Here is a 25,194-nt window from a genome sequence, read left to right on the forward strand (position 1 = left end):
TTCAGCCAGCCTTTTGCTGTTCCCGGGCAAAGCGCTCGAGGACCTCGACAAAGCTCGCGGCGGCGGGCGAGAGGGTGCGCCGCGCGGCGCTGTAGACGCAGACTTCGCGGTGGAAGTCGGGCGACTCGAGCCGCACCATCTGCAGGCCGTGGGCGCGCACCAGCGGCGCCGAATAGGTCGGGCACACGGTGAGCCCCAGGCCCGAGGCCACCATGCCGAGCGCCGTGGTCATGTACGACACCTCCTGCGTGGCCGGGCGCAGCATGTAGTCACGTTCGGCGGGCGCCAGTTCGGGCAGCACGCGCTGGCGGAAGTCACGCGTGGGCGCGATGAAGGTGTAGGGCTCGAGCTCGTGCCAGCGCACCTTGCGACGCCTGGCAAACGCATGGCCGGGCGGGCAGATCAGCCAGTGCCGGTCGCGCAAGAGCGTGCGGCGCTCGATGGCGGCATCCACCGCCACGTCCTGCCCCACCGCAAGCTCCACGTCGCCGGCCATCACGCCGGCCAGCAGGTGCTCCGGCAGCGTGTCAGCCAGGCGCACGTCGACATCGGGATAGGCCTCGCGATAGACCGCGATCACGCGCGGCATCAGCGTGCAGGCCATGAGTTGGGGCGCTGCAAGACGCAACACACCTTTCTTCTTGTCACGCAAATCCGTCACGCCGGCCACCGCGGTCGTGAGGTCGCCGAGGAGCCGGTGCACCGAAGGCAGAAACTCGCGGCCGGCTTCGGAGAGCTGCACGCGGCGCGTGTGGCGGTCGAGCAGCTGCACGCCCATTTCGCGCTCGAGCTCGCGCACCAGCACGCTGAGCGCCGACTGCGTGAGGTGCAGCTGCTGCGCCGCGGCAGTAAAGCTGCCGGTCTCGGCCACGGCCGCGAAGGCGCGCAATTGGCGCAGGGTCAGATTCATATGGTTATTTCATCAATCGATGAATTAATTTCGATTGCATCATAAGACGCGGCATCGCCCAATCACGGCTTACCGGAGACAAGCCATGCCGACGACTGCCAACGCGGCCCCCCCAGTTCGCGGGCTGCACCATTTCGCCTGGCGCTGCCGCGACAGCGAGGAAACCCGCCGCTTCTACGAAGACCTGCTGGGCCTGCCGCTCGCCCACGTCATCAAGAGCGACCACGTGCCGAGCACGGGCGAGTACTGCCCTTACGTGCACATCTTTTTCCAGATGCGCGATGGCTCGTACATCGCCTTCTTCGACCTGGGCGACGACATTGCCGCACTGCCTTCGCCCAACACGCCCGCGTGGGTGAACCACATTGCGCTGCGTGTGGATTCCGTCGAAGACCTGCTGGCCGCCAAGGCCCGGCTCGAAGGCGCGGGCGTGGAAGTGCTGGGCGTGACCGACCACCACATCATCGAGTCGATCTATTTCTTCGACCCCAACGGCATCCGCGTGGAACTCACCACGCCGACCGTGCCGCAGGCCGAGATGGATGCGCATGCGCGGCGCGCCCGCGCGGACCTCGATGCGTGGACCGCACGCAAGGCGCAGCTTCGTGCAGCGAAAGGCGGTGCGAATGTCTGAACTGCAGCTCGCCGTCATCGACGTGAAAGCCGGCGCGGCCATGGAAAGCCAGTCGGGCCTGCAGATGCTGCGTCCGCGCATCTACGGCGCCTTTCGCGCGCCGCCGGGCCCCAGGAAGATCGCGGCCATCGTGATGCACCCGGCCAGCAACTTCATGGGCCACTACCTGATCGGCCCGCTGGCCGAGCGCGGCATCTGCTGCATGGGACTGAACTCGCGTTACGTGGGCAACGACACAGTGCTCTTGATGGAGCGTGCCATCCAGGACCTGGGCGCCGGCGTGCAGTACCTGCGCGCGGCCGGCTACGAAAAGGTGTTTCTCATCGGCAACTCGGGCGGCGCGGCGCTCGCGAGCTTCTACCAGGCGCAGGCCGAGAAGCTCACGGCCACGCACCTGCCCGATGGCGACCCGACCCACCTGCACCCGAGCGACCTGCCGCCGGTGGATGGCATTGCGCTGTGCGCCGCGCACTTGGGCCGCACGCGGCTGATGCGCGACTGGATCGATCCCTCTGTCACCGACGAGCACGATCCGCTTTCGGTGGACGCCGAGCTCGACATGTACGACCCGCGCCACCGCGTGCCCTACGACTCGGACTTTCTCACGCGCTTCAGCACGGCGCAGAAGGCGCGGCTGGATCGCATCGAGCAATGGTGCATCGACCGGCTCGCGCAGTTGCGCAGCACCCCGGGCGCGCCGCGCGACCAGGCCTTCGTCGTCTACCGCACGCACGCCGATCCGCGCTGCGTCGATCTTTCGCTCGACGCCAACGACCGCCTGCCGGGCAGCGTGTGGGGCGATGCGCGGCAGGTGAACTATTCGGCCAACGCGATGGGGCGCACCACCTCGCTCACGGCCTTTCTTTCGCAATGGTCGTCGCGCTCGCAGGCCGACGGGCCCACCAACCTCGCGCGCACCACGGTGCCCAAGCTGCTGCTGACCTACACGGGCGACCAGTCGACCTTTCCGAGCACGCGCGATGCGTGGCTGGCCGCCGGCGGCGGGCGCATCCGCAACGTCGACATCGTGGGCGGCAACCACTATCTCGCGGGGCAACCCGAGCTGGTGCCCAAGGCCGCGGATGCGATCGCCGAGTTTGCCCACGCGCTGTAGAAGAAACATGGAAAGCTTTGCATTTGCACCGGCCTACGAGCTTCCGAGCTGGCCCTTCACGCCGCCGCCCGAACTGGGCAGCCCCCGGATCGTTCGCCACCCGATCGTGATCGTCGGTGCCGGGCCTTCGGGCCTCACGCTGGCCTGCGACCTGGCGCAACGCGGCGTGCGCGCCGTGCTGCTCGACGAAGACGACACCGTCGGCGTGCGCGGCGCCTCGTCGCGCGGCATCTGCTATGCGCAGAAGAGCCTGGAGATCTTCGAGCGCCTGGGCATCTACGAGCGCATCGCGGCCAAGGGCGTCACGTGGTCGTTCGGGCGCACCTTCTCGGGCGAACAGGAGGTCTACAACTTCAACCTGCAGGCGAACAGCGTCTCCAGGCAGCCGCCGTTCATCAACCTGCAGCAGTTCTACCTGGAGTGGTTCCTGGTCGAGCGCATTCTCGAACTCGGGCTCACCGACCTGCGGTGGAAGAGCCGGGTGACGCGCGTGGAGCCACTCCGCGACGGCGTGCGCATCGACGTCGAGACGCCCGCGGGCCGCTACACGATCGAGGCCGACCGGCTGATCGACGCCACGGGCGCCAACAGCCCGATCCGCACGCAGCTCGGCATCGATGCGCATTCGTCGCGCAGCACCGACCGCTGGTGCATCAGCGACGTGCGCTTCAAGAAGCCCTTGCCGGTCGAACGATGGACCTGGGTCGACGCCCCCTTCAACGAAGGCCGCGGCGTGTGGCAGCACCTGATGGCCGATGGCGTGTGGCGCATCGACTACCAGATGCCCGAAGACTGCGACCCGGCCACCATCAGCCAGCCCGAAGTGGCGGGGGCGCGGCTGCGCGAGCAGCTCGGGCCGGGCGTGGAGTTCGAGTTCGTGTGGATCGGCCCGTATGGCTACCGCGACCACCTGCTCGACAGTTTCCGCCACGGCCAGGTGTTTTTCATCGGCGATGCCGCGCACGTGGTGAGCCCCTTCGGCGCCCGCGGCGGCAACAGCGGCATCCAGGACGCGGCCAACCTCGGATGGAAGCTCGCGCTGATCGCGCAAGGGCAGGCCAGCGATGCGCTGCTCGACAGCTATGACGCCGAGCGCCAGCCCGCGGCACGGCAGAACCTCGAAGTGACGAGCCGCTCGGCGCGCTTTCTCGCGCCGCGGTCGTCGGCCGAGCACACGCTGCGCCGCGCCGTGGTGGCACTGGCTGCGCGCCATCCGTTCGCGCGGGCGCTGGTGAACACCGGCCGCATGTCGGTCGCCAACGACTATCCGTCCGCGCCCCAATTGCCCGAGGGTGGGCGCACCGTGCAGAACCTGCCGCTGCGCTGGACCGATGGGCGCGAGACGACGCTGATGCAGTTGCTGGCCGAGGGCACGCAGTGCATTGGGCTATGGCTGGCGCCGACACGCGCCGAAGCAGAAGCGGCATTGGCAGCGACCGCCTCGCTTCCCTTGCACTTGCTGGCCATCAGCGGCGACAGCGGCCTGCCGACGCTGCAAGCCGACGATCGGCTCACCAGCCATCTGGGCATCGGCGATCCGGGCGGCTTTGTGCTCGTGCGTCCCGATGCCTATCGCGCGGCGCTGCTCGCGCAGGCCACCCCCGAATCGATTGCCAACGCGTTGCGCACGGCCCTTGCCCGGAACACCACCCCATGACCACCGAGCCCCGCATCCCCGACCCCGACGGTTTCTACGCAGCCATGCTCACCGCGCATGAAGGCCTGGACGAAGCGCAGAGCGCCGATCTCAACGCGCGCCTCGTGCTGCTGCTGGCCAACCAGTGCGGCGACCAGGACGTGCTGCTGGCCTGCATCCGCGCGGCGGCCGAAGACTCCCCCACAAGCAAAGCCCCATGAACGCCAACGTCTCCTTCGCCTCTGCCTCCGACACGCGCGAGCAGAAACCCCGACTGCGGGAACTCGCGCCCGGCGTGTACGGCTACATCAGCGATTTCGATCCGAACTGCGGCTTCGTCGTCGGCGACGAGCAGGTGGTGCTGATCGACACGCGTCCCACGCCGCGCATGGCGCGCGACTTTCTCGCGGCCATCCGTACGGTGACCGACAAGCCCATCAAGACCATCGTGCTCACGCACTACCACGCGGTGCGCGTGATGGGCGCCAGTGCCTTCGACGAGGTCGAGGCCATCGTCGCGAGCAACGGCACGCTCGACTGGATCCGCACGCGTGGACAGGCCGATTTCGATTCGGAGGTCGGCCGCTTTCCGCGCCTGTTCGCGGGCGTCGAGGAGATTCCGGGCCTCACGTTCCCGACGATGAGCTTCGAGCGCGAGATGAGCCTGTGGCTCGGCCCTCGCCCGGGCCTGGGTCGCGAGCTTCGCCTGATGGCGCTGGGCCGCGGCCATTCGAGCGGCGACACGGTCGCGTGGCTGCCCGACTGCGGCGTGCTGTTCTCGGGCGACGTGGTGGAGAACCACTGCGGCGTGTATGCGGGCGACGCCTACATCGGCGACTGGGCCGGCACGCTCGACGCCGTGCTGGCGCTGAAGCCGCGCGTGCTGGTGCCGGGACGCGGCGCGGTGCTGCAGGACGAAGCCGCTTGCGCCGAGGCCATCGGGCTCACCAAGGCATTTCTCGGGACGTTGCTGGGCAGCGTGAAGGCCGGCATTGCCGCCGGCGAAACGCTCAAGGGCTGCTTCGCGCGAGCAGAGGCGGCGATGGCGCCGCGCTTCGGCACCTGGCCCGTGTTCCAGCACGTGCTGCCCTTCGACGTATCGCGCGCCTATGACGAGCTGCGCGGCATCGAGCATCCCGTGGTGTGGACGGCAGAGCGCGACCGCGAGCTCTGGCAGACGCTCCGCGGCGAATGACCCGCGAACGATTTCAAGACAAGCAACGGAGACAAAAGACGATGAAGCGATTCCTTCCCCTCCTGGCCGCAGCCCTCGCGCTGGCCACCAGCCCCATTGCGTCCGCGCAGCAGCAGGCGGCCTACCCGAGCCAGCCCGTGAAATGGATCGTGCCCTACGTGGCCGGCGGCGGCACCGACAACCTTGCGCGCGCACTGGCGGAGGCGATGCAGCCGTCGCTCGGGCAGCCGCTGATCATCGACAACCGGCCGGGCGCATCCACCAACATCGGCGTGTCGGTGCTGATGCAGGCCAAGCCCGACGGCTACACGATCATGCAGGCCGAGAACGCGGCGCTGCTCTTCAACGAACACATGTTCGCCAAGCTGCCCTACAAGCCCGCGAGCGATTTCACGTACATCGGCACCATCGGCCGCTTTCCGGTGGCGCTGGTCGTGCACCCCGACTTTCCCGCGAAGAACGTGGCCGAGTTCGTGCGCTACGTGAAGGCCAACCCGGAGAAGGTGAGCTACGCCTCGCCGGGCAACGGCTCGCCGCACCACATGGCGATGGAGCTCTTCAAGCAGAAGGCCGCGATCAGCATCACGCACGTGCCCTACAAGGGCGCCGCGCCCGCCATGACCGACGTGATGGGCGGCCAGGTGCCGACGATGATGCTCGACCTGGCCTCGGGCCTGCCGATCATCAAGGCGGGCAAGGTGCGCGTGCTGGCCATCGCGCTGCCGCAGCGCGCCAGCGCACTGCCCGATGTGCCGACCTTCATGGAAGCCGGCTTCAACGACGTCAACGCCTATGCCTTCCACGGCCTGATCGGCCCGGGCGGCATGCCGCCCGACGCGGTGGCGCGCATCAACGGCGAACTGCACAAGGCGATGAAGGCGCCGAAGGTGGCGAAACTGTTCTCGGAATTCGGCTTCGAGGCGCTGCCGGGCACGCCGCAGGAGTTCTATAAGCTCTCGCGCGCCGAAAGCGAGCGCTGGGGCAAGATCATCCAGGCCGCCGGCGTAAAGCTGGATTAAAAGGGCCCCCCGCTTTTCACTCCGCTTCGCTGCGTGTAACTCCACCCCCCGAGGGGGAGGCGCGGCCCGGCGGCAGCCGCCGGCTACCAGCCGAGCCCCAGGTGCAAGGGCAGGTACACCGCCATGCCCGCCAGCATCGTGCCGAACACGCCGCGCCGCCAGTAGTAATAAGCGGCGCCGACCACCGCGGCATACAAGCGGGCGTCGTGCAACGTGGTGATCAGGTGCCCCTGGGTCATCACGATCTCGGGCGCGATCACGCCCGCGAGCGCGGCGGCCGGTGCGTAGTGCAAGGCGCGGTGCGCCCAGTCGGGCAGGCCCCAGGGCCGGTCGAGAATGAAGAAGAAGCAGCGGGTGAGGACGGTGACCGCGGCCAGGCCGACGATCACGCCCAGCGTCCACAGGTCGGTGCCCCTCACTTGTCGTCCTCCGCGTCGGGGTCGAGCCCGAACTGCTTCTCGAGCCAGAAGCACAGCAGCACCGCCACACCGATGGCCACCACGATGTTGAGCTTGAGCGGCAAGGCATAGGCGGCCACGGCGGTGACGCTGGCAATCAGCGCGGCCAGCACGCGCAGCCGCGTGGTCGCCATCGAGCAGACGATCGCCACCAGGCTCAGCACGCCGGCAAAGCCGAGTCCCCAGTTCTGCGGAATGAAATTGGCCAGTGCGATGCCCAGGAGGCTCATGCCCATCCAGGAGCACCACGTCACGAAGTAGTTGCCAGTGAGGTAGGCCTCCTGGGCCTTCTGCTCATCGCCGACGAGCGGTGGCGAGGGGTACTTTCTCGTGAAGAGCGCGTAGCTGAGGTCGGCCGTGAGATAGCCGTGCGTCATGCGGCGCCAGCGCGGCATGTGCATGAGGTACGGCCGCAGGTGCAGGCTGAACACCACGAAGCGCAGGTTGACGCAAAAGCCCGTGGCCAGGATCACCCAGGCCGGCGCGCCCGCGAACAGCAGCGGAATGGCCGCAAGCTGGGAGCTGCCGGCATAGACCAGCAGCGTCATGGCCACCGACTCGAGCACGCTCATGTTCGACTTGACCATGGCCACGCCCGTCATCAGGCCCCAGGCGCCGATGCCCAGCGCGGCCGACGACATGTCGCGGATGCCCGCGCGGAACTCGGGCCGGCGGCGGATGGCAGCGGACAGGAACATCAGCCGAAGCGCTGCCCGGGCTTCAGGTCGAAGCCGCGCAGGAAATCGGCCACGGCCAGGCGCTTGCCGCCGGGACGCTGGAGTTCGGTCGCCATCACGATGGCGCCGGCCGCCGCCACCGCAACGCCGGCGTCGGTCACGGCCAGGAGGGTGCCCGGCGCGGCAGACACCTCGGCCGCGACCGCGCGCGCGGACCAGAGCTTGATGGTCTCGCCGTCGAGTGGGCTGTTGGCGCCCGGAAAGGGATCGAACGCGCGAATGCGCCGCACGATGGCGTCGGCGGGCTGGTTCCAGTCGATCTGGGCTTCGTGCTTTTCGACCTTGTTGGCATAGGTGACGCCTTCGGCCGGCTGCGGCGTGCGCGCCAGCTGGCCGATGCTGGCCAGCGCCTGGACGATCATGCGGCCGCCCAGCTCGGCCAGGCGGTCGTGCAGGCGGGCGGTGTTGTCGCCGCCGATCTCGACCGCTTCGCGCAGCAGCATGTCGCCCGTGTCCAGGCCGGCGTCCATCTGCATGATGGTGATGCCGGTCTGCGCGTCGCCGGCTTCGATGGCGCGGTGGATCGGCGCCGCGCCGCGCCAGCGCGGCAGCAGGCTGGCGTGGATGTTGAGGCAGCCGAACTTCGGCAGGTCGAGCACCCATTGCGGCAGGATGAGCCCGTAGGCGGCCACCACCATCACGTCGGGCGCAGCGGCCAGAAGGGCCTCGCGTGCGGCCGAGGCATCTTCCGGGTACTTGCCGTCCAGCCGCAGGCTGCGCGGCTGCGCCACCGGCCAGTTGTGGGCCACGGCGCATTGCTTGATGGGCGAAGCCTGCAGCTTCATGCCGCGTCCCGCGGGCCGGTCGGGCTGGCTCAGCACCAGCGTGATTTCATGGCCGGCGGCGGCAATGGCTTCGAGCGCGACGCGCGCGAACTCGGGCGTGCCCGCGAAAACGACTTTCAGCGGGGTCAATCGCGGATCCGATCGAGTTCGAGGTCGTCCCCCGTGTGATAACGGCGAACCACGCCTGTCGGGTCGATGTAGATATAGAGCATGCGGCGCTCGTTCACCGCCTTGTAGCGCCAGGTCCAGACGGTGCCGTCGAAGGAGCTCACGCGGCTGGTTTCATAGGGCCGGCCATAGAAGGCGAGCACCTCGTTCTGGCGCCATTGGTCGACCTTGATGTCGTGGCCGAAGCGCGCCTCGTTGAGCACCTGGGTCACGGAAACGACCTTGCCCGAGGCATCGACGTCGATGTCGGTGACCTCGAAACCCGCCGGCATGCGCGAATACTGGAGCCGCTCCCCGCCGCCGTTGAGCGGATAGCGGCCCGTGGGCGCACCCAGGCGCTGCAGCGTTTCGGCCGCCGTGGTACCCGGAACGATGCGCGTGGGTTCGCTGGCGCAGCCGGCCAGGACGACGACAAGCCCCGCGGCCAGAACGGCCACCCAGGGCCGCAGGGACGGCATGGTCACGCCCGGCCCTCTTTGGCCTCTTCCCGCTGCTGCTTGAGCAGCTTGCTCTTGATGCGGTTGCGCTTGAGCGGCGACAGGTATTCGACGAACACCTTGCCCAGGAGGTGGTCGAGCTCGTGCTGGATGCAGACGGCCAGCAGGCCATCGGCCTCGATGGTGCGCATTTCGCCGTTCTCGTCCAGGGCCTGGACCTTGACCGACGTGGAGCGCATGACGCCGTCGTAGATGCCGGGGACCGACAGGCAGCCCTCTTCATTCAGCACTTTTTCGTCGCTGGCCCAGATAATCTCGGGGTTGATGAGAACGATCGGCTCGTTGCGCTCCTCGGAAACGTCGATGACGACCAGCCGTTCATGCACGTCGACCTGGGTCGCGGCCAAGCCGATGCCGCTGGCGTCGTACATGGTCTCCAGCATGTCGGCAACCAGCGCCTTGATGCGCGCGTCCACGCCCTGCACGGGCTTGGCCACCGTGTGCAGTCGCTTGTCCGGGTAACTCAGAATGATTCGTTTGGCCATGAAAAAGGGGAAAAGTTGTGGCTATTTTCGCCAATTCCGCGACGCGATGAGCCGGGATCGCCTGAAAACGTTGCCCTCCCAAGGGCTTCGGGCGCAGAATTCGTAGCAAATTGTGAGATTCGTATGTGCACCGATACTCGGTGCGCTCACCCATCCAGACATGAAAAAGCTCCGAAACCCTGTCCGCCAGCGCACGCCTCTCTTCGCCACGTTGGCAGCCCTTGCAGTGATCAGCAGCGGCACGACGGCCTGGGCGCAAAGCTATCCAGTCACCCCGCAGCAGCGCGCCACGGCCCAGCAGACCGCCCAGAACGGCGTTCCGTTGAGCGAACTGGCGCCCAATGCGCCTGACGAATACACGGTAAAACCCGGCGACACGCTGTGGGCCATTTCCCGCCTCTACCTGCTGCGCCCCTGGCGCTGGCCGGAACTGTGGGGCATGAACATCAGTGAAATCGCGAATCCTCACCGCATCTACCCTGGCCAGGTGCTGTACCTGGACAAGAGCGGTGGCCGTGCGCGGCTGACCATGCGCCGCGGCGCGGGCGGCAGCGGCGACGGCGGCACCATCAAGCTGTCGCCGCGCACGCGCTTCGATTCGCTGGCCGGCATGGCGCTGCCCACGCTCAACCCGAGCATCATCGAGCCCTTCCTGAGCGAGCCGATCGTGGTGGACTCCGACACGCTGCAGAGCGCGCCGCGCATCGTTGCCGGCAACGACAGCCGGGTGCTGCTGTCGCGCGGCGACCGTGCCTATGCGCGCGGCAATGCCGAGACGCCGCTGCTCGAAACCCCGGGCCCGCTGAAGAACTTCCGCGTGTTCCGCAGCGCCACGCCGCTCAAGGACCCCGGAACCGGCGAAATCCTCGGCTACGAGGCGCAGTACCTGGGCAAGGCCCAGCTCAAGCGTGGCGAATCGACCACGGTCGAGACCCAGAAGGACAAGGACGTCATCACCGTGGTGCCGGCCAGCGTCGACATCATCGCGGCGCGCGAAGAAATCCGCGCCGGCGACCGCCTGCTGCCGGAACCGCCGCGCCAGTTGCTGAGCTACGTGCCGCGCGCGCCCTCCACGCAGGTCGAGGGCCGGATCATCTCGGTCTATGGCAACGCGGTGCAGTTCGCGGCGCAGAACCAGGTGGTGGCCATCAACAAGGGCACGCGCGACGGCATCGACAGCGGCCACGTGCTGGCCATCCTGAAGAACGGCGAAACCATTCTCGACCGGACCGGCGAACGCAAGGAGACGATCAAGCTCCCGAACGAACGCATCGGCCTCCTGATGGTGTTCCGGCCTTTCGAAAAGGTGTCGTACGCGCTGGTGCTCGAAATTACCGACACCCCGCGTGCCGGCGACTTCCTCGTCAATCCCTGACGCTTTCGCCTTCGCTTGGAACGCGCTGAACTCGCTGGCTGGCTGCGGCTTTCACTGACGCCGGGCATCGGCGACGGTGGCGCTCGCCGGCTGCTGGCCGCCTTCGGGCTGCCGGAGAAAATCTTTGCGGAGACCAGCGCGGCGCTGCGGCAAGTCGTGTCGGCGGCGCAGGCCGATGCCTTGCATCTGGTGCCCTCCGGCCTTCAGGCCCAGATCGACCAGACTTGGCAATGGCTGCAACCCAACGCCGACGACGGCACCACGACGCGCCGCCTGGTGACGCTGGGCGACGCCGCCTACCCCGCGTCGCTGCTCGAAATGGCCGACCCGCCGCTGATGCTCTACGTGCTCGGTGCGGCCGCCTTCGACCTGACACAGCTCGAAAACAGCATTGCCGTGGTGGGCAGCCGCAACCCGACCCCCCAAGGCGCGGCCAATGCGCGCGCGTTCGGGCGCGCATTGGGTGAAGCGGGTTTGCCGGTGGTGTCGGGGCTGGCGCTCGGTGTCGACGGTGCCGCGCACCAGGGTGCGCTTGACGCGGCCGGCGACGCCGTGCGGCTTGCGACCGTGGCCGTGGTGGGAACCGGGCTCGATCGCGTCTATCCGGCGCGGCATCGCGATCTCGCGCACCGCATCATGTTGCAGGGGTTGATCGTGAGCGAGCTGCCGCTCGGCACGCCCCCGCTCACGCAAAATTTTCCGAAGCGCAACCGCTTGATCGCCGGCCTGGCCCGCGGCACGCTGGTGGTCGAGGCCGCGCTGCAATCGGGCTCGCTGATCACCGCACGGCTCACCTCGGAGCAAGGCAAGGAAGTGTTCGCCATTCCCGGGTCGATCCATTCGCCGCAATCGCGCGGCTGCCATGCGCTGATCCGCCAGGGCGCGAAGCTGGTCGAGTCGGTGAACGACATCCTCGAAGAACTGCCCGCGCTGCGCGCTGCCGGCGGCGCGGCTGCGGGTCTTTTCGAGAATGCGAGTGCGGGCGATCCGGCCTCCTCCTCCGGGCCGGAGAATCCGCTTCTCGAAGCCCTCGGCTTCGATCCGGTGAGCCTCGACGCATTGAGCGCCCGCACCGGCTGGAGCGCCGCCGCGCTGCAGGCCAAGATGCTCGAACTCGAGCTCGACGGCCACGTTGCGCGCCTGCCGGGCGGCCTTTTTCAACGAGCGGCAGCGGCATAACCGCTCTTTCTCTCTCTGTCAAAGAGAAAGAAGGGGCAGCGCACGAAGCTCGCGAGCGAGCCACCGGCTTCGGCTATATTGGGCCCATGTTCGAAGTGCTCGTGTTTGTCTACGAAAACTATTGGCGCGGCGATGCCTGCCCCGAACCCGAACAGCTGGGCCGCAAGCTCAGCGCGCACGGCTTCGAGGCAGAAGAAATTCGCGATGCGCTGCAATGGCTCGACGGCCTGAGCCTTGCAACGCAAGGCTTGCAGTTCGAGCGCAGCGCAATCGACGACGCGGTCGCCACGGTCACGCTGCGGGGCGCGCCCGAACCGGCCCTGCCGCAGTCGGACAACGCCATGCGGGTCTATTCGCAGGCCGAGCAGGAGCACCTGGGCGCCGATTGCCTTGGCTTCATCCGCTTTCTCGAGTCGTCGAATGTGCTGTCCTGCGGCCTGCGCGAGATCGTCATCGAACGTGCCATGGCGGCCCCGGGCGACCCGGTCGCGCTCGACGAACTCAAGATCATCGTGCTGATGGTGCACTGGAGCACGGGCATCGAGCCTGACGCGCTGGTGCTCGATGAACTCTGCGAAAGCCGCGAGGGCCGAATCGCCCACTAGTTGGGCTAGTTCAGCAGTCGTTCCGGATTGGCATCCAGCTTGGCCAGCGCCTCGCGCGTCGCGCGCACTGTGAGGGTTTCTTCCTCGGCCGGCACCAGCAGGCCGGCCTGCAGGTAGTTGGCCAGCCGGCCGACCTGGATCAGGAAGCTGCGGCCGTCGGCCGTTGCAAACAGGTGCAGTTGCTTGCGGTCGCTGCGCCAGACGAACTGCACCTGGCTCACGCGATCATTGTGGTCGAGCATGAACCAGTTGCCCACCTCCAGCTCATGGGCCCACGCCAGCATGTCTTCGGCCGGCGTGCCGCCCGCGATGTCGGCCACGACCTCGATCGAGGCCGCGTCGATGCCCAGCAGCAATTCGATGCTGTTCGCGTCGAGCGGCAGGCTGGATGCGCCGCCGTCGTCGCTCACGAAATCTTCCAGGTGCGCCAGGCGCTCGGCCATGGCTTCGATCTTGGCCGCGGGAATGGCTTCGGTCTTGGACAGGAAGGCATCAGACAAGGTTGCGCCGATGGTCTTGATGTGAGCTTCCTGCGGCTCGTCGATGATGCCGAGCAGGTTCATGCCCAGGCGCAGGCGCTGCAGCAGCTGCGGCAGGTCCTGGATCACGCGCGCACGGTCGGCGCGGTTGGGCTTGGCGCTCGCGGCCCACACCAGTTCGGAGGCCACGCGCTTGAGCATCACGGTCTGCTCGCCCTGTGCGCCATAGCGCAATGCGGCAATCGCCAGCACCTCGGCCCAGACCTTGAAGAGGAACTCGCGTATCTCTTCGCGCACCGGCATGTCGTTGAGCATCTTGCGCAGTTCGATGGTGTACTGGATCGCCATCGTTTCCTTCTGCTCGACCTGCTGCGCCACGCTCATGACGCGCTGGGTGGCGTCGCTCTGCGTGAGATAGCGGTTCAGGAAGGCGACGAACTCGTCGAACACCAGCTTGAACACGCGCTGGCCGGTTTCGGGGTACTGCTCGATCACCTGAACCACGCGCCGGATCTCGCCCTCGAGCGCGCTGCCGGAAATGGCGGCGGCGTCGAAGCCCATCACGCAGGAGCCCATGCGGTCGATCAGCATGCGCGCCGGATGCTGCAGCGTGCCGAAGAATTCGGGCTCGGCAATGGCCACGCGCAGCACAGGCATCTGCAGGCGCGCAAACCAGACACGCGCCGAGAAAGGAATGCGCTCTTCCGCGAGGATGGCCTGGAACATGAGCGCCACGATCTCGACCGTGGCCTTGTCGGCGGTGGTGGGCGCCCTTTTCTTGAGCTCCGCGCTGCGCCGCCGCAGGTCGACCGAGGCCTGCTGGATGACGGTCGCCTGCTCCGCGGAGCCTTCCATGTACTGCGTGGCGGCCATCCGGTAGGCGACTTCGGCTTCGGCGATGAGCCCTGCAAAGGTCTTGGAAGCCGCGCGCGAAGAACCGTCGCCGGCGCCGGCCGGTCCGGCACCTGGCACGCGTCCATCCATTCCCGTCGTCGTCGGGGAGGAGGAGGCGTTCGGCGCTTCCGCGCCAATGCGGGCGGCAACGAAGCGCTTGAGGCTCAGGAGCGCCGTCTGCGCACGCTGGCGCGCGACCATCAAGGGCGAACCGCCGGTGGTCGCGGCCGGCACGGAAGGAGCAAAGGCCCGCGGCTGCGACAGCGCATCGAAGCCTTGCTGCCGATGCACGGCGCCGGTGGCCTGGGGTGCGCCCGCGTTCTGGGGGGCGCCGGGCGCGTAAGGGGGCGCGGGCACCGTCGACGGTCCGCCGCCGGAAGCGCCGGTGCGCCGGACAAAGCTCTTGAGATCGATTTCCGGCATCACGCCTTTGGAAATCAGGAACGCGTTGGCGTCTTCGTAAGCCTTGACGACCACGCCGACGAGATGCTGCTGCACGGTGTCCTGCACCCGCGCCCACAGGGTGCGGCTCAAGCCCGCCGCCAGCCACTGGTCGACCAGCAGCTTGGCCATGCTTTCGGGCCGGAGCACGTCGTGGGCGTCCAGTTCGCTGGAACCTTCCAGGTGCTGGATGCGCAGCCGAAGGTCGCTGAGCTCGAAGCTGGCCTTGTCGTGGATCAGCTGCGCCAGGCGCGACGACAGAATGCTGCTCTCCATCGCGTCGTCGTCGATGAGTTCGAGCCGCAGCTTCGCATTGGATGACGCGCCCGGCACCGCGCCCGGCGCATCGACCGCCTTGCGCCAGCCCGTTTGCGCGAGCGCCACCCATTGCGATGCCTGGCCCTGGAAGGCCACGAAATCGTCGCGGCTCTCCTGCATGGCGCGTGCATTGCCCATCTCCGAAGCCTGCTGCGTCAGGCGGTCCCGGATGGCTTGCGCCAACGGGGCGATCACGCCCCCGGTCGCCAGAACGAAGCGCTCGCGCGTCTCGCGTGCGAGCTGCAAAGAAGAGGCGGACCGCGCAATGCTCATTGAAGGATCGGGAAGACCAGTGGGGCTCCGTGGGTGGGCGATGACCGCGAGCTTGCATCCGGAAATGCAACCGCACAAGTGTGCATCAGCTCCGTCATTCTCGCTGGCTCCGGCGGCGCGTTCCTCTCGAATTCGATCGGGGTCAGACCACCGCGCCGGCGTTCGGATCGTCCGGTCCGCCGTCGCGCTTGACCGGGCCCTTGACGAGATCTTCGCGCTTGACGCCGAGCCACATGGCAATCGCCGCAGCCACGAAGGCCGACGAATAGATGCCGAACAGGATGCCGATGGTCAGCGCCAGCGCAAAGTAGTGAAGCGTCGGGCCGCCGAAGAAGAACATCGAGAGCACCACCAGCTGCGTCGAGCCGTGCGTGATGATGGTCCGGCTGATGGTCGAGGTGATCGCGTTGTCGATGATCTCCACCGTGTTCATCTTGCGGTAGCGGCGGAAGTTCTCGCGCACCCGGTCGAAGATCACGACCGACTCGTTGACCGAGTAGCCCAGCACCGCCAGCACCGCCGCCAGCACCGCGAGCGAGAACTCCCACTGGAAGAAGGCAAAGAACCCCAGGATGATGACCACGTCGTGCAGGTTGGCCAGCACGGTGGCCACGGCGAACTTCCATTCGAAGCGGAACGCCAGGTAGATCATGATGCCCACCACCACCATGCCCAGGGCCTTGAGACCGTTGGTGGTGAGCTCGTCGCCCACCTGCGGGCCGACGACCTCGATGCCGCGCTGCGTGGCCGACGGGTCGACCGCCTTGAGAGCCTGCATCACCTGTGCGCTCTGCTGGTCGGAGTTCATGCCCTTTTGTGCCGGCAGGCGGATCTGCACGTCGCGCGAGGTGCCGTAGCTCTGCACCTGCACGTCCGGATAGCCGAGCTTGCCGACGGCCTCGCGCACCTTGCCGATGTCCGCGGACTGCTGGTAGGCCACTTCCATCACGGTGCCGCCCGTGAACTCCACCGACAGGTGCAGCCCGCGGTGCAGCAGGAAGAACACCGCCAGCGCGAAGGTGACGAAGGAAATGATGTTCAGCACCAGTGCGTGGCGCATGAACGGGATGGTCTTGTGGATGCGGAAGAATTCCATGGCGCTTGTCCTTGACCTTTACTTGCCTTCGGCCACGGCCGTGCCGTCGGTCTTGGGCCGCCAAACCGTGCCGATGGACACCGACTTGAGCTTTTTCTTCTGGCCGTACCAGAAATTGACGAGGCCGCGCGAGAAGAACACGGCGGAGAACATCGAGGTGACGATACCGATGCAGTGCACCACCGCAAAGCCGCGAATCGGACCTGAGCCGAAGGCCAGCAAGGCGATGCCGGCAATCAGCGTGGTCACGTTGGAGTCGAGAATCGTGCCCCAGGCGCGGTCGTAGCCGGCATGGATGGCCGCCTGCGGCGAAGCGCCGTTGCGCAGTTCTTCGCGCACGCGTTCGTTGATCAGCACGTTGGAGTCGATGGCCACGCCGATGGCCAGCGCCATGGCTGCGATGCCGGGCAGCGTGAGCGTGGCCTGCAGCATCGACAGAATGGCCACCAGCAGCATCAGGTTGACGGCCAGCGCGATCGACGAGAACAGGCCGAACAGCGCGTAGTAGGCGCACATGAACACCATGATGGCCAGGAAGCCATACATCACGCTCTTGAAGCCCTTCTCGATGTTGTCGGCGCCCAGGCTCGGACCGATGGTGCGTTCCTGGATGATTTCCATCGGCGCGGCCAGCGAGCCGGCGCGCAGCAGCAGCGCGAGGTCGGCGGCCTCGACCACGGTCATCGAACCCGAAATCTGGAAGCGGTTGCCCAGCTCGCCGTTGATCGACGGGGCCGTGAGCACCTCGCCCTTGCCCTTCTCGAAGATCAGCATGGCCATGCGCTTCTTGAAGTTCTCGCGGCTCACGTCGCGCATGATGCGACCGCCCTTGGCGTCCATGGTCAGGTCGACCTTGGGCTGGTTGCTCTGCTGGTCGAAGCCAGGCTGCGCGTCGGTCAGGTTTTCGCCAGTGACGAGCACCTGCTTCTTCACGATCACCGCGCGGCCGTTGCGCTCGAAGAATTTCTCGGAGCCGAAGGGCACCGGCCCGCCGCTCAGTTCGGCTGCGCGGCCTTCGGCGCTCTCGTCGACCAGGCGCATTTCAAGCGTGGCCGTGCGGCCCAGGATGTCCTTGGCCTTGGCCGTGTCCTGCACGCCCGGCAGCTGCACCACGATGCGGTCGAGCCCCTGCTGCTGGATCACCGGCTCGGCCACGCCAAGCTCGTTGATGCGGTTGTGCAGGGTGGTGATGTTCTGCTTCAGGGCCGCGTCCTGCAGCCGGCGTGCGGCCTCGGGCTTGATGGTGGCCGTGAGGCGCCAGACGTTGCCGTCCTGGCTGTCGGTGGTCGTGAGATCCTGGAACTGGTCCTGGATCAGCTGCTTGGCGGTTTGCAGCGCGGCCGCGTCGCGGAACGAAACCTCGATCGTCTGGCCGTTGCGGTTGACCGACGTGCCGCGGATACCCTTGTCGCGGAAGGTGGTGCGCAGGTCGCCCGCGAAGGATTCGGCCTTCTTGTCGATGGCACCCTTCATGTCGACCTGCAGCAGGAAGTCGACACCACCGCGCAGGTCGAGACCCAGATACATCGGGAACGCATGCAGCGCCGTGAGCCAGGCCGGCGACCGCGAAACCAGGTTCAGCGCCACGACGTAGGAAGGGTCGGCCGGATCGGGCACCAGTGCGCGCTGCACCGCATCGCGCGCCTTGATCTGCTCGTCGGCGGTGGCGAAGCGCGCGCGCAGCGAGCCGCCCTCGAGCGTGAACATGTCGGGCTTGACCCCGGCTGTCTTCAGCGCCTCCTCGACCCGGCCCTGGGTTGCCGCGTCGACCTTGACGGTCGACTTGGCTGCGGACACCTGCACAGCAGGCGCCTCGCCGAAGAAATTGGGGAGGGAATAGATCAACCCCACAAGCAGCACGATCACGATGATCGCGTACTTCCAGACCGGATAACGGTTCATGAGAAAGCGCTTTTAGAAACGGAACACCGCGTGACTTGAGGCCTTGCGCCAGGAAGCGCAAGGCCGGGTCGCGCTTTGATTTTGATTACTGCTTGACGGCGCCCTTGGGCAGGACCTGGACCACAGCGCTGCGCTGGATCTTGATTTCCACGCCATTGGCGATTTCGAGGCCGAGGTACTGGTCGCCGATGGAGGTGATCTTGCCGAGCACGCCGCCGGCGGTTGCCACCTCATCGCCCTTGGCCAGGGCTTCGATCATGGCGCGGGCCTCTTTCTGGCGCTTCATTTGCGGGCGGATCATGACGAAATACAGCACCACGAACATGAGGACCAGGGGCAGCATGCTGCCGAGCGAGGACAACATGTCGCCACCGCCGGAAGCAGCGGGCGCGGTTTGGGCGAAAGCAGAGGAAATGAACAAAAGAGTCTCCAGCAGAGAGAAGAGGAATGTCAGAAGCGCGAGCCGGGCCCGCGGTTCCGCGGCCCTGTAAAAAAGGGCCGCGAACCAGCGCTTGAAGCGGCATCGGCCGCGAACAGCACCGGGCATTGTATTCGTGGCAACGCCCCGCGCTCCGCGCTTATCCGGCGCGGAGGGCAGGGCTTTCCAGGGGCGGCAGGCGCGCCTCGGCTGCTCTTCTTTGAATAGCGGCTCCGCAAGCGGGCCGGCGGCTCGAGGGGCGTTCTTTCAGAATCTCAGGCGGCCGAGCGCTGGGCCTGTTGCGGGTTGCGCCACTTGGCGAGCAGGTCGCTCCAGCGGGTGCGGGCGGCCGCCAGGTTGCGGTCCTTCACGTGGCCGTAGCCGCGAATCTGCTCGGGCAGGCTCGCAATCTCCAGCGCCAGGGCGTGGTTCCCGGCGTTGAGGCCGGAAACAACCTCCTCGATGGCCGCGCGGTACTCGCCGATGAGCGCGCGCTCGGTCTTGCGCTCTTCGGTGCGCCCGAAGATGTCCAACGCCGTGCCGCGCAGGCCCTTGAGCCGGGCCAGCAGCCTGAATCCGGTGAGCATCCAGGGGCCGAACTTCTGCTTTTGCAGTTCGCCCTTGCCGTTCTTCTTCGCGATGATGGGCGGCGCGAGGTGGTAGTTGAGCTTGAAGTCCTTGCCCATCTGGCCCTCGAACATGCCTTCGACCCGGTCGAGGAAGGCGCGGTCGGTGTGCAGGCGCGCCACCTCGTACTCGTCCTTGTAGGCCATGAGCTTGAACAGGTAGCGGGCCACGGTTTCGGAGAGCGCGGTCTTGCCCAGCACCGATTCGGCCTGCCGCACCTTGCCCACGAACTGCCGGTACTCGTCGGCATAGGCTGCGTTCTGGTAGCCCGTGAGGAATTCGACGCGGCGCGCGACCAGGCTGTCGACGGTTTCGCGCTTCTTGAATTCGACCACCTGGCCCGGGCGCACGCGCTTTTGCAACGCGGCCGGATTCGCGGCCGCCTGGCGGCCCCATGCAAAGGCGGCCTTGTTGTTGTCGATGGCCACGGCGTTGAGCTCGATGGCGCGCATCAGCGACTCGAGCGCCAGCGGGATCCAGCCCTTTTGCCAGGCAAAGCCCAGCAGCATCGGATTGGCGTAGAGGCTGTCGCCCATCAAAGTGGTGGCGGCGGCATCGGCGTCGAAGGTGCCGAGCGCATCGGTGCCGACGACACGCGCAATCTGGTTCGCGCAGTCGTCTTGCGGGTTGACCCAGTTGGCGTTGCGCACAAAAGCGGCCGTGGGCGTGCTGTGCGTGTTGAGCGCCACGTGGGTGCGGCCCTCGCGCATGCGGGCCAGGGTTTCGGCGTTCACGGCCACCAGCGGATCGGCCGCCAGGATCAGGTCGGCCGCGGCGGTGCCGACGCGGGTGGTGCGGATCGCGTCCTGCGATTCGCCGATCAGCGCATGGCTCCAGGTGGCGCCGCCCTTTTGCGCCAGGCCGGCCGCGTCCTGCGTGACGATGCCCTTGCCTTCGATGTGGGCCGCCATGCCCAGCAGCTGGCCGATGGTGATGACGCCCGTGCCGCCGACACCGGCCACCACGATGCCCCAGACCTGGTCGCGCGCCAGCGCCGGCACGGCCGGTTCGGGCAGCGGGCCGAGCTCGAGCGGCGAATCGGCCTTGTTCCTGGACTTTTTCTTGAGCTGCCCGCCTTCGACCGTGACGAAGCTGGGGCAGAAACCCTTGAGGCAGCTCATGTCCTTGTTGCAGCTGCTCTGGTTGATGGTGCGCTTGCGGCCGAACTCGGTTTCCAGCGGCTCGACCGACAGGCAGTTGCTCTGCACGCTGCAGTCGCCGCAGCCTTCGCAGACCAGGTCGTTGATGACCACGCGCTTGGCCGGATCGACGGCCGTGCCCCGCTTGCGGCGGCGGCGCTTCTCGGTGGCGCAGGTCTGGTCGTAGATGATGGCGGTGGTGCCGGCCATCTGGCGGAACTCGCGCTGGATCTCGTCGAGCAGGTCGCGGTGCTTCACGGCCACGTGGTCGCCGGGAATGTTCACGCCTTCGTACTTCTCGGGCTCGTCGGTGACGATGACGACCTTCTTGGCGCCTTCGGCATGCAGGCTCTCGGCAATCTGCAGCACCGAATGGCCCTCGGGCCGTTCGCCGACCTGCTGGCCGCCGGTCATGGCGACCGCGTCGTTGTAGAGGATCTTGTAGGTGATGTTCACGCCTGCGGCAATGCTCTGGCGAATGGCGAGAAGGCCGCTGTGGAAATACGTGCCGTCGCCCAGGTTCGCAAAGATGTGCTGGTCGGTGGTGAAGGGCTGCTGGCCCACCCACGGCACGCCCTCGCCGCCCATCTGCGTGAAGCCAATGGTGGAGCGGTCCATCCAGGTCGCCATGAAGTGGCAGCCGATGCCGCCCATGGCGCGCGAACCTTCGGGCACCACGGTGCTGGTGTTGTGCGGGCAGCCCGAGCAGAACCATGGCTGGCGGTCGGCGCCCTGCACGCCGCCCACCTTGAGCACTTCCATCGAGCGCTCCTTGGCTTCGAGGATGGCGATCTGCGCATCGATGCGCGCATGCATGTCGGCGCCGGCCTGGTCCAGGATGCCGAGCTTGCGCAGGCGCTGTGCAATGGCCTTGGCGATCAGCGCCGGGTTCAGGTCGGCGTTGGCGCGCAGCAGCGTGTTGGCGGTGGGGTTGGGCATGGCCCATTCGCCGCCGGAGAAATCGCCGTCCAGCTCGTTGAACTTGCCCAGCACGGTGGGCCGCACGTCGGCGCGCCAGTTGTAGAGCTCTTCCTTCAGCTGGTATTCGATGACCTGGCGCTTTTCCTCGACCACCAGAATTTCCTGCAGCCCGGTGGCAAAGTCGCGCGTGAGCTGCGCCTCGAGCGGCCACACCACGCCCACCTTGTGCAGCCGGATGCCCAGCTGGCGGCAGGTGGCGTCGTCCAGGCCCAGGTCGATCAGGGCCTGGCGGGTGTCGTTGTAGGCCTTGCCGCTGGCCATGATGCCGAAGCGGTCGTTCGGGCCTTCGATCACGTTGTGGTTCAGCCGGTTGGCGCGGATGTAGGCCAGCGCGGCATACCACTTGTAGTGCATGAGGCGCGCTTCCTGCTCCAGCGCATGGTCGGGCCAGCGGATGTGCAGGCCGCCGGGCGGCATCTGGAAATCGGTGGGAATGACGATCTCGACGCGGTCGGGGTCGATCATGGCCGTGGCGCTCGACTCGACGATCTCCTGGATCGTCTTCATGCCCGACCAGACGCCCGAGAAGCGGCTCAAGGCAAAGGCATGAATGCCCAGGTCCAGGATTTCCTGCACGTTGGTCGGAAAGAACACCGGCGTGCCGCAGGCCTTGAAGATGTGGTCGCTCTGGTGCGCCGCCGTGCTGCTCTTGGAAATATGGTCGTCGCCCGCCACCGCGATCACGCCGCCCCATTCGGTGGTGCCCGCCATGTTGGCGTGCTTGAAGACGTCGGAGCAGCGGTCCACGCCCGGGCCCTTGCCGTACCAGATGCCGAAGACGCCGTCGAACTTGTTGGTGCCCGCGGGCGAGAAGCCCAGCTGCTGGGTGCCCCACAGGGCCGTGGCGGCGAGCTCTTCGTTCACGCCCGGCTGGAAGACGATGTTCTGTTCCTTCAGGAACTTGCTGGCCTTCCACAGCGCCTGGTCGTAGCCGCCGAGCGGGGAGCCGCGGTAGCCACTGATGAAGCCTGCCGTGTTCTTGCCGGCCTGCTTGTCGCGCAGTCGCTGCAGCATCGGTAGCTTGACGAGCGCCTGAACGCCGCTCATGAAAGCGCGGCCGTAGTCGAGGCTGTATTTGTCGTCGAGCGTGACGGTTTCCAGCGCCTTGCGAATGTGCTCGGGCAGCGGTGCGTTCATGTGTCTGTCTCCGTTTGGCAGGGCCTGGTGGGCCTGGCTGATGGGGTGTGGGTCTGTGCCCGGGTAGGGCGCGAGCCCATGATCACGCAAAGTGTATGCCGGGGTGCGCGACAGGTGTTTGCGTTCTTTGCCCCTAAAAACCGGCTTTCAGAAAGAATCTTGCTTAAGATCGATCCTTATGGAAAGCATTGACAAGTTCGACCTTGCAATCCTGCAAGAACTGCAGGCCGACGGCCGCCTGACCAACGCCGAGCTTGCGCAGCGCGTGGGGCTCTCGGCCGCGCCCTGCTGGCGCCGGGTCCGCGCGCTGGAAGAAGCTGGCTTCATCAAGGGTTACCGCGCCGAGATCGACCGCCACAAGATCGGACTTGGCGTGCTCGCTTTCGTGCGGGTGGACACCGAGCGCGTCACCAACGAAGCCACCCGCAAGCTGGAGGAGGCGATCCGCAAGATGCCCGAGGTGGTGGCCTGCCACTACATCAGCGGCACCGGAACCTTCGAGCTGCAAGTGGTGGCACAGGACCTGAACGGCTTCTCGGCCTTCGCGCGCCAGCACCTGATGAACCTCCCCAACGTGAAAGACCTGCACACCAGCTTTTCGCTGGGCGAGGTGAAGGCGAGCAGCGCGTTGCCGCTCGGGCACCTGGCACGCTAGCGGCATCAGGGCCGTTGCCCCTCCCTGCGATTGCCGGTTTTGCGACCGGTTTCGATGGCATCGGCACAATTGGGGCACATGCCACCGATATCGCCCGAAGAGACACCCATCCCCCCCACCCGGCCGCAGCCACCGAAATTCGCGGCGCTCGTGCCGCTCAAGCTGCCTGTGTTCCGCATGCTATGGAGCACCTGGCTCATCGCCAACATCTGCATGTGGATGAGCGACGTGGCGGCGGCGTGGATGATGACCTCGCTGACCACCTCGCCCATCTGGGTGGCGCTGGTGCAGTCGGCCTCCACCTTGCCGGTGTTCCTCTTGGGCCTGCCCAGCGGGGCGCTGGCCGACATTCTCGACCGCCGGCGCTGGCTGGTGGCCACGCAGTTCTGGCTGGCGGGCACGGCCATCGTGCTGTGCGCGGCCATTGCGCTGGACATGATGACCGCGCCGCTCCTGCTGGCGCTCACTTTCGCCAACGGCATCGGCCTGGCGCTGCGCTGGCCGGTGTTCTCGGCCATCGTGCCCGAGCTGGTGCCGCGGCCGCAGCTGCCGGCGGCCCTGGGCCTCAACGGCATCGCGATGAACGCCTCGCGCATCATCGGGCCGCTCACGGCCGGCATGCTCATCGCCAGCGCGGGCAGCGTCTGGGTGTTTGCACTCAACGCGGTGCTTTCGGTCGCCTCGGGCTTCGTGGTGCTGCGCTGGCGGCGCGAGCACAAGCCCAATCCGCTGGGCCGCGAGAAGCTCATCAGCGCCATGCGCGTGGGCGTGCAGTTCGTCTGGCAGTCGCAGCGCATGCGGGCGGTGCTCTCGCGCATCACGATCTTCTTCTTTCACTCCACGGCCCTGCTCGCGCTGCTGCCGCTCCTGGCGCGCAACCTCAAGGGCGGCGGCGCGGGCACCTTCACGCTGCTGCTGGCGGCCATGGGCTCGGGCGCGATCATCGCGGTGCTGTTCCTGCCGCGGCTGCGCCAGGCGCTGGGGCGCGACCAGCTGGTGCTGCGCGGCACGGTGCTGCAGTCGCTCGCCACCGCGGTGATGGCCTTTGCGCCCAACGCATGGATCGCGGTGCCCGCGATGTTCTTCGGCGGCATGGCCTGGATCACGGTGGCCAACTCGCTCTCGGTGTCGGCGCAACTCGCGCTGCCCGACTGGGTGCGCGCACGCGGCATGTCGACCTACCAGATGGCGATCATGGGCGCGAGCGCGATCGGCGCGGCGCTCTGGGGCCAGGTGGCGACCGTCACGTCGCTCTACCTGAGCCTCGCCATCGCCGCCGCCAGCGGCACGCTGCTGATGCTGGTGGCCCTGCGCTGGGTGACCGACGGCGTCGGCGAAGACGACACCCGCCCCGCCGAAGCCGGCTGGGCCGCCGGCCCGCCGGCCGAGGCGCCGCAGGAAGACGGCCGCGTGGTGATCACGGTCGAATACCTCATCGAGCCGTCGCGCGCCGCGGCCTTCCACCTCGTGATGCAGCAGACGCGCCGCGCGCGCCTGAGCCAGGGCGCCATCGGCTGGGAGCTGCTGCACGACATCGGGCAGCCCAGCCGCTATGTGGAGCAGATCGTCGACGACTCGTGGACCGACCACCTTCGCCGCTTCAACCGCGCCACGGCCAGCGACATGGCGCTGCGGGAGCGCCGGCTCGCATTCCACATCGGCGAAGCACAGCCTGTCGTCACGCGCTACATCGTGCGGCGCTGAGCGGCCCGCCAGGCCGTCAGTGGAAGAACAGCAGCCGCGTCAGGAAGGTATGGCCGGCCTCCTCCGCCATGAGCCAGACCAGGACCAGCAGGCACAGGGGCGGCACCAGGATGGCATAGACCAGCGACAGCCGCTCCCACGCCATGTGCATGAAGACCGCGACGATCAGACCCGCCTTCAGCAACATGAAGGTGATGATCAGGCTCCAGCGCAGATACCCCTCGAAATGGAAGTAGTCGACCATGTACGACATCGCGCTGAGCACGAACAGCAGCCCCCAGATCTTGAGATAGAGGCTGATCGGATGTTGTTGGCCTGTGACGGAGTTCATGG

At 67.1% G+C, this 25,194-nt stretch carries 23 protein-coding genes; 11 read left to right on the forward strand and 12 right to left on the reverse strand.

The window, feature by feature from the left end; translation table 11 throughout:
* Nucleotide 1: 1 nt before the first annotated feature.
* Nucleotides 2-910 (reverse strand): LysR family transcriptional regulator, encoded by a 909-nt coding sequence (locus ACJ7Z0_RS15040; RefSeq protein WP_434790458.1) that lies wholly within the window; start codon nucleotides 908-910, stop codon nucleotides 2-4.
* Nucleotides 911-995: 85 nt separating this feature from the next.
* Here ACJ7Z0_RS15040 and ACJ7Z0_RS15045 point away from each other — a divergent pair, with 85 nt between their 5' ends.
* Genes ACJ7Z0_RS15045 through ACJ7Z0_RS15070 form a run of 6 tightly spaced genes read left to right on the forward strand, consistent with a single transcriptional unit; the run spans nucleotide 996 to nucleotide 6,508 of the window.
* Nucleotides 996-1,544: a VOC family protein gene (locus ACJ7Z0_RS15045; protein ID WP_434790459.1), complete on the forward strand. Its 549-nt coding sequence runs from the start codon at nucleotides 996-998 to the stop codon at nucleotides 1,542-1,544.
* Complete coding sequence (locus ACJ7Z0_RS15050) at nucleotides 1,537-2,658, forward strand: alpha/beta hydrolase family protein (RefSeq protein WP_434790460.1); 1,122 nt, start codon at nucleotides 1,537-1,539, stop codon at nucleotides 2,656-2,658. Before ACJ7Z0_RS15045 ends, ACJ7Z0_RS15050 begins: the two co-directional genes overlap by 8 nt.
* Before the next feature lie 7 nt (nucleotides 2,659-2,665).
* Nucleotides 2,666-4,315 (forward strand): FAD-dependent oxidoreductase, encoded by a 1,650-nt coding sequence (locus ACJ7Z0_RS15055; protein WP_434790461.1) that lies wholly within the window; start codon nucleotides 2,666-2,668, stop codon nucleotides 4,313-4,315.
* Nucleotides 4,312-4,515, forward strand: coding sequence for a DUF2783 domain-containing protein (locus ACJ7Z0_RS15060; protein WP_434790462.1), 204 nt, complete (start codon nucleotides 4,312-4,314; stop codon nucleotides 4,513-4,515). The genes ACJ7Z0_RS15055 and ACJ7Z0_RS15060 overlap by 4 nt, the downstream gene beginning before the upstream one ends.
* Nucleotides 4,512-5,489 carry an MBL fold metallo-hydrolase gene (locus ACJ7Z0_RS15065; protein WP_434790463.1) on the forward strand — a complete coding sequence of 326 codons (978 nt, stop codon included), beginning with the start codon at nucleotides 4,512-4,514 and terminating at the stop codon, nucleotides 5,487-5,489. Before ACJ7Z0_RS15060 ends, ACJ7Z0_RS15065 begins: the two co-directional genes overlap by 4 nt.
* Before the next feature lie 41 nt (nucleotides 5,490-5,530).
* Nucleotides 5,531-6,508, forward strand: a complete 978-nt coding sequence (locus tag ACJ7Z0_RS15070) for a Bug family tripartite tricarboxylate transporter substrate binding protein (RefSeq protein WP_434790464.1) — start codon at nucleotides 5,531-5,533, stop codon at nucleotides 6,506-6,508.
* Nucleotides 6,509-6,591: 83 nt separating this feature from the next.
* Here the strand turns inward: ACJ7Z0_RS15070 and ACJ7Z0_RS15075 are convergent, their stop codons facing one another.
* From ACJ7Z0_RS15075 to def, 5 genes are read right to left on the reverse strand one after another with little or no spacing between them, the layout of a single operon-like run.
* On the reverse strand, nucleotides 6,592-6,927 hold the full coding sequence (locus ACJ7Z0_RS15075) for an AzlD domain-containing protein (protein WP_434790465.1): 336 nt from the start codon (nucleotides 6,925-6,927) through the stop codon (nucleotides 6,592-6,594).
* Nucleotides 6,924-7,664: an AzlC family ABC transporter permease gene (locus tag ACJ7Z0_RS15080; protein WP_093020516.1), complete on the reverse strand. Its 741-nt coding sequence runs from the start codon at nucleotides 7,662-7,664 to the stop codon at nucleotides 6,924-6,926. The genes ACJ7Z0_RS15075 and ACJ7Z0_RS15080 overlap by 4 nt, the downstream gene beginning before the upstream one ends.
* Nucleotides 7,664-8,617 carry a methionyl-tRNA formyltransferase gene (fmt, locus tag ACJ7Z0_RS15085; RefSeq protein ID WP_434790466.1) on the reverse strand — a complete coding sequence of 318 codons (954 nt, stop codon included), beginning with the start codon at nucleotides 8,615-8,617 and terminating at the stop codon, nucleotides 7,664-7,666. Before fmt ends, ACJ7Z0_RS15080 begins: the two co-directional genes overlap by 1 nt.
* A complete protein-coding gene (locus ACJ7Z0_RS15090; protein WP_434792669.1) occupies nucleotides 8,614-9,114 on the reverse strand; it encodes a hypothetical protein in 501 nt (166 codons plus the stop codon). Before ACJ7Z0_RS15090 ends, fmt begins: the two co-directional genes overlap by 4 nt.
* A 2-nt stretch (nucleotides 9,115-9,116) precedes the next feature.
* Entirely contained in the window at nucleotides 9,117-9,638 is a 522-nt protein-coding gene (gene def / locus ACJ7Z0_RS15095) for a peptide deformylase (RefSeq protein WP_093020510.1), read from the reverse strand.
* 160 nt (nucleotides 9,639-9,798) lie between these two features.
* Here def and ACJ7Z0_RS15100 point away from each other — a divergent pair, with 160 nt between their 5' ends.
* The 3 genes from ACJ7Z0_RS15100 (at nucleotide 9,799) to ACJ7Z0_RS15110 (ending at nucleotide 12,797) form a co-directional block, all read left to right on the forward strand.
* Complete coding sequence (locus ACJ7Z0_RS15100; RefSeq protein WP_434790467.1) at nucleotides 9,799-11,013, forward strand: LysM peptidoglycan-binding domain-containing protein; 1,215 nt, start codon at nucleotides 9,799-9,801, stop codon at nucleotides 11,011-11,013.
* Between the two features lie 15 nt (nucleotides 11,014-11,028).
* Nucleotides 11,029-12,192, forward strand: coding sequence for a DNA-processing protein DprA (gene dprA / locus ACJ7Z0_RS15105; protein ID WP_434790468.1), 1,164 nt, complete (start codon nucleotides 11,029-11,031; stop codon nucleotides 12,190-12,192).
* Nucleotides 12,193-12,278: 86 nt separating this feature from the next.
* The gene (locus ACJ7Z0_RS15110) at nucleotides 12,279-12,797 is read left to right on the forward strand and encodes a Smg family protein (protein WP_434790469.1); all 519 of its coding nucleotides are present in this window, start codon (nucleotides 12,279-12,281) and stop codon (nucleotides 12,795-12,797) included.
* 5 nt (nucleotides 12,798-12,802) lie between these two features.
* On the opposite strand, the gene ACJ7Z0_RS15115 is transcribed toward ACJ7Z0_RS15110, so the two are convergent.
* The 5 genes from ACJ7Z0_RS15115 to ACJ7Z0_RS15135 all read right to left on the reverse strand — a co-directional run bounded on the left by ACJ7Z0_RS15115 (nucleotide 12,803) and on the right by ACJ7Z0_RS15135 (nucleotide 22,502).
* The gene (locus tag ACJ7Z0_RS15115) at nucleotides 12,803-15,202 is read right to left on the reverse strand and encodes a DUF1631 family protein (protein ID WP_434790470.1); all 2,400 of its coding nucleotides are present in this window, start codon (nucleotides 15,200-15,202) and stop codon (nucleotides 12,803-12,805) included.
* 142 nt (nucleotides 15,203-15,344) lie between these two features.
* Nucleotides 15,345-16,298: a protein translocase subunit SecF gene (gene secF / locus ACJ7Z0_RS15120; protein WP_307577179.1), complete on the reverse strand. Its 954-nt coding sequence runs from the start codon at nucleotides 16,296-16,298 to the stop codon at nucleotides 15,345-15,347.
* Between the two features lie 18 nt (nucleotides 16,299-16,316).
* The gene (secD, locus tag ACJ7Z0_RS15125) at nucleotides 16,317-18,200 is read right to left on the reverse strand and encodes a protein translocase subunit SecD (protein WP_431126539.1); all 1,884 of its coding nucleotides are present in this window, start codon (nucleotides 18,198-18,200) and stop codon (nucleotides 16,317-16,319) included.
* 85 nt (nucleotides 18,201-18,285) lie between these two features.
* Entirely contained in the window at nucleotides 18,286-18,621 is a 336-nt protein-coding gene (yajC, locus tag ACJ7Z0_RS15130; protein WP_307577177.1) for a preprotein translocase subunit YajC, read from the reverse strand.
* Between the two features lie 272 nt (nucleotides 18,622-18,893).
* Entirely contained in the window at nucleotides 18,894-22,502 is a 3,609-nt protein-coding gene (locus tag ACJ7Z0_RS15135) for an indolepyruvate ferredoxin oxidoreductase family protein (protein WP_434790471.1), read from the reverse strand.
* A gap of 178 nt (nucleotides 22,503-22,680) precedes the next feature.
* Between ACJ7Z0_RS15135 and ACJ7Z0_RS15140 the strand changes: the two genes are divergently transcribed.
* Together ACJ7Z0_RS15140 and ACJ7Z0_RS15145 are read left to right on the forward strand one after the other, a co-directional pair.
* Complete coding sequence (locus ACJ7Z0_RS15140) at nucleotides 22,681-23,157, forward strand: Lrp/AsnC family transcriptional regulator (RefSeq protein WP_431126535.1); 477 nt, start codon at nucleotides 22,681-22,683, stop codon at nucleotides 23,155-23,157.
* 78 nt (nucleotides 23,158-23,235) lie between these two features.
* Complete coding sequence (locus ACJ7Z0_RS15145; RefSeq protein ID WP_434790472.1) at nucleotides 23,236-24,861, forward strand: MFS transporter; 1,626 nt, start codon at nucleotides 23,236-23,238, stop codon at nucleotides 24,859-24,861.
* A gap of 16 nt (nucleotides 24,862-24,877) precedes the next feature.
* On the opposite strand, the gene ACJ7Z0_RS15150 is transcribed toward ACJ7Z0_RS15145, so the two are convergent.
* Entirely contained in the window at nucleotides 24,878-25,192 is a 315-nt protein-coding gene (locus ACJ7Z0_RS15150; RefSeq protein ID WP_434790473.1) for a cytochrome C oxidase subunit IV family protein, read from the reverse strand.
* Nucleotides 25,193-25,194: the final 2 nt, after the last annotated feature.

Origin of the sequence: Variovorax palleresanus (genome assembly GCF_051144945.1) — a bacterium.
In the GTDB taxonomy this organism is placed as follows: Bacteria; Pseudomonadota; Gammaproteobacteria; order Burkholderiales; family Burkholderiaceae_C; genus Variovorax; species Variovorax paradoxus_S.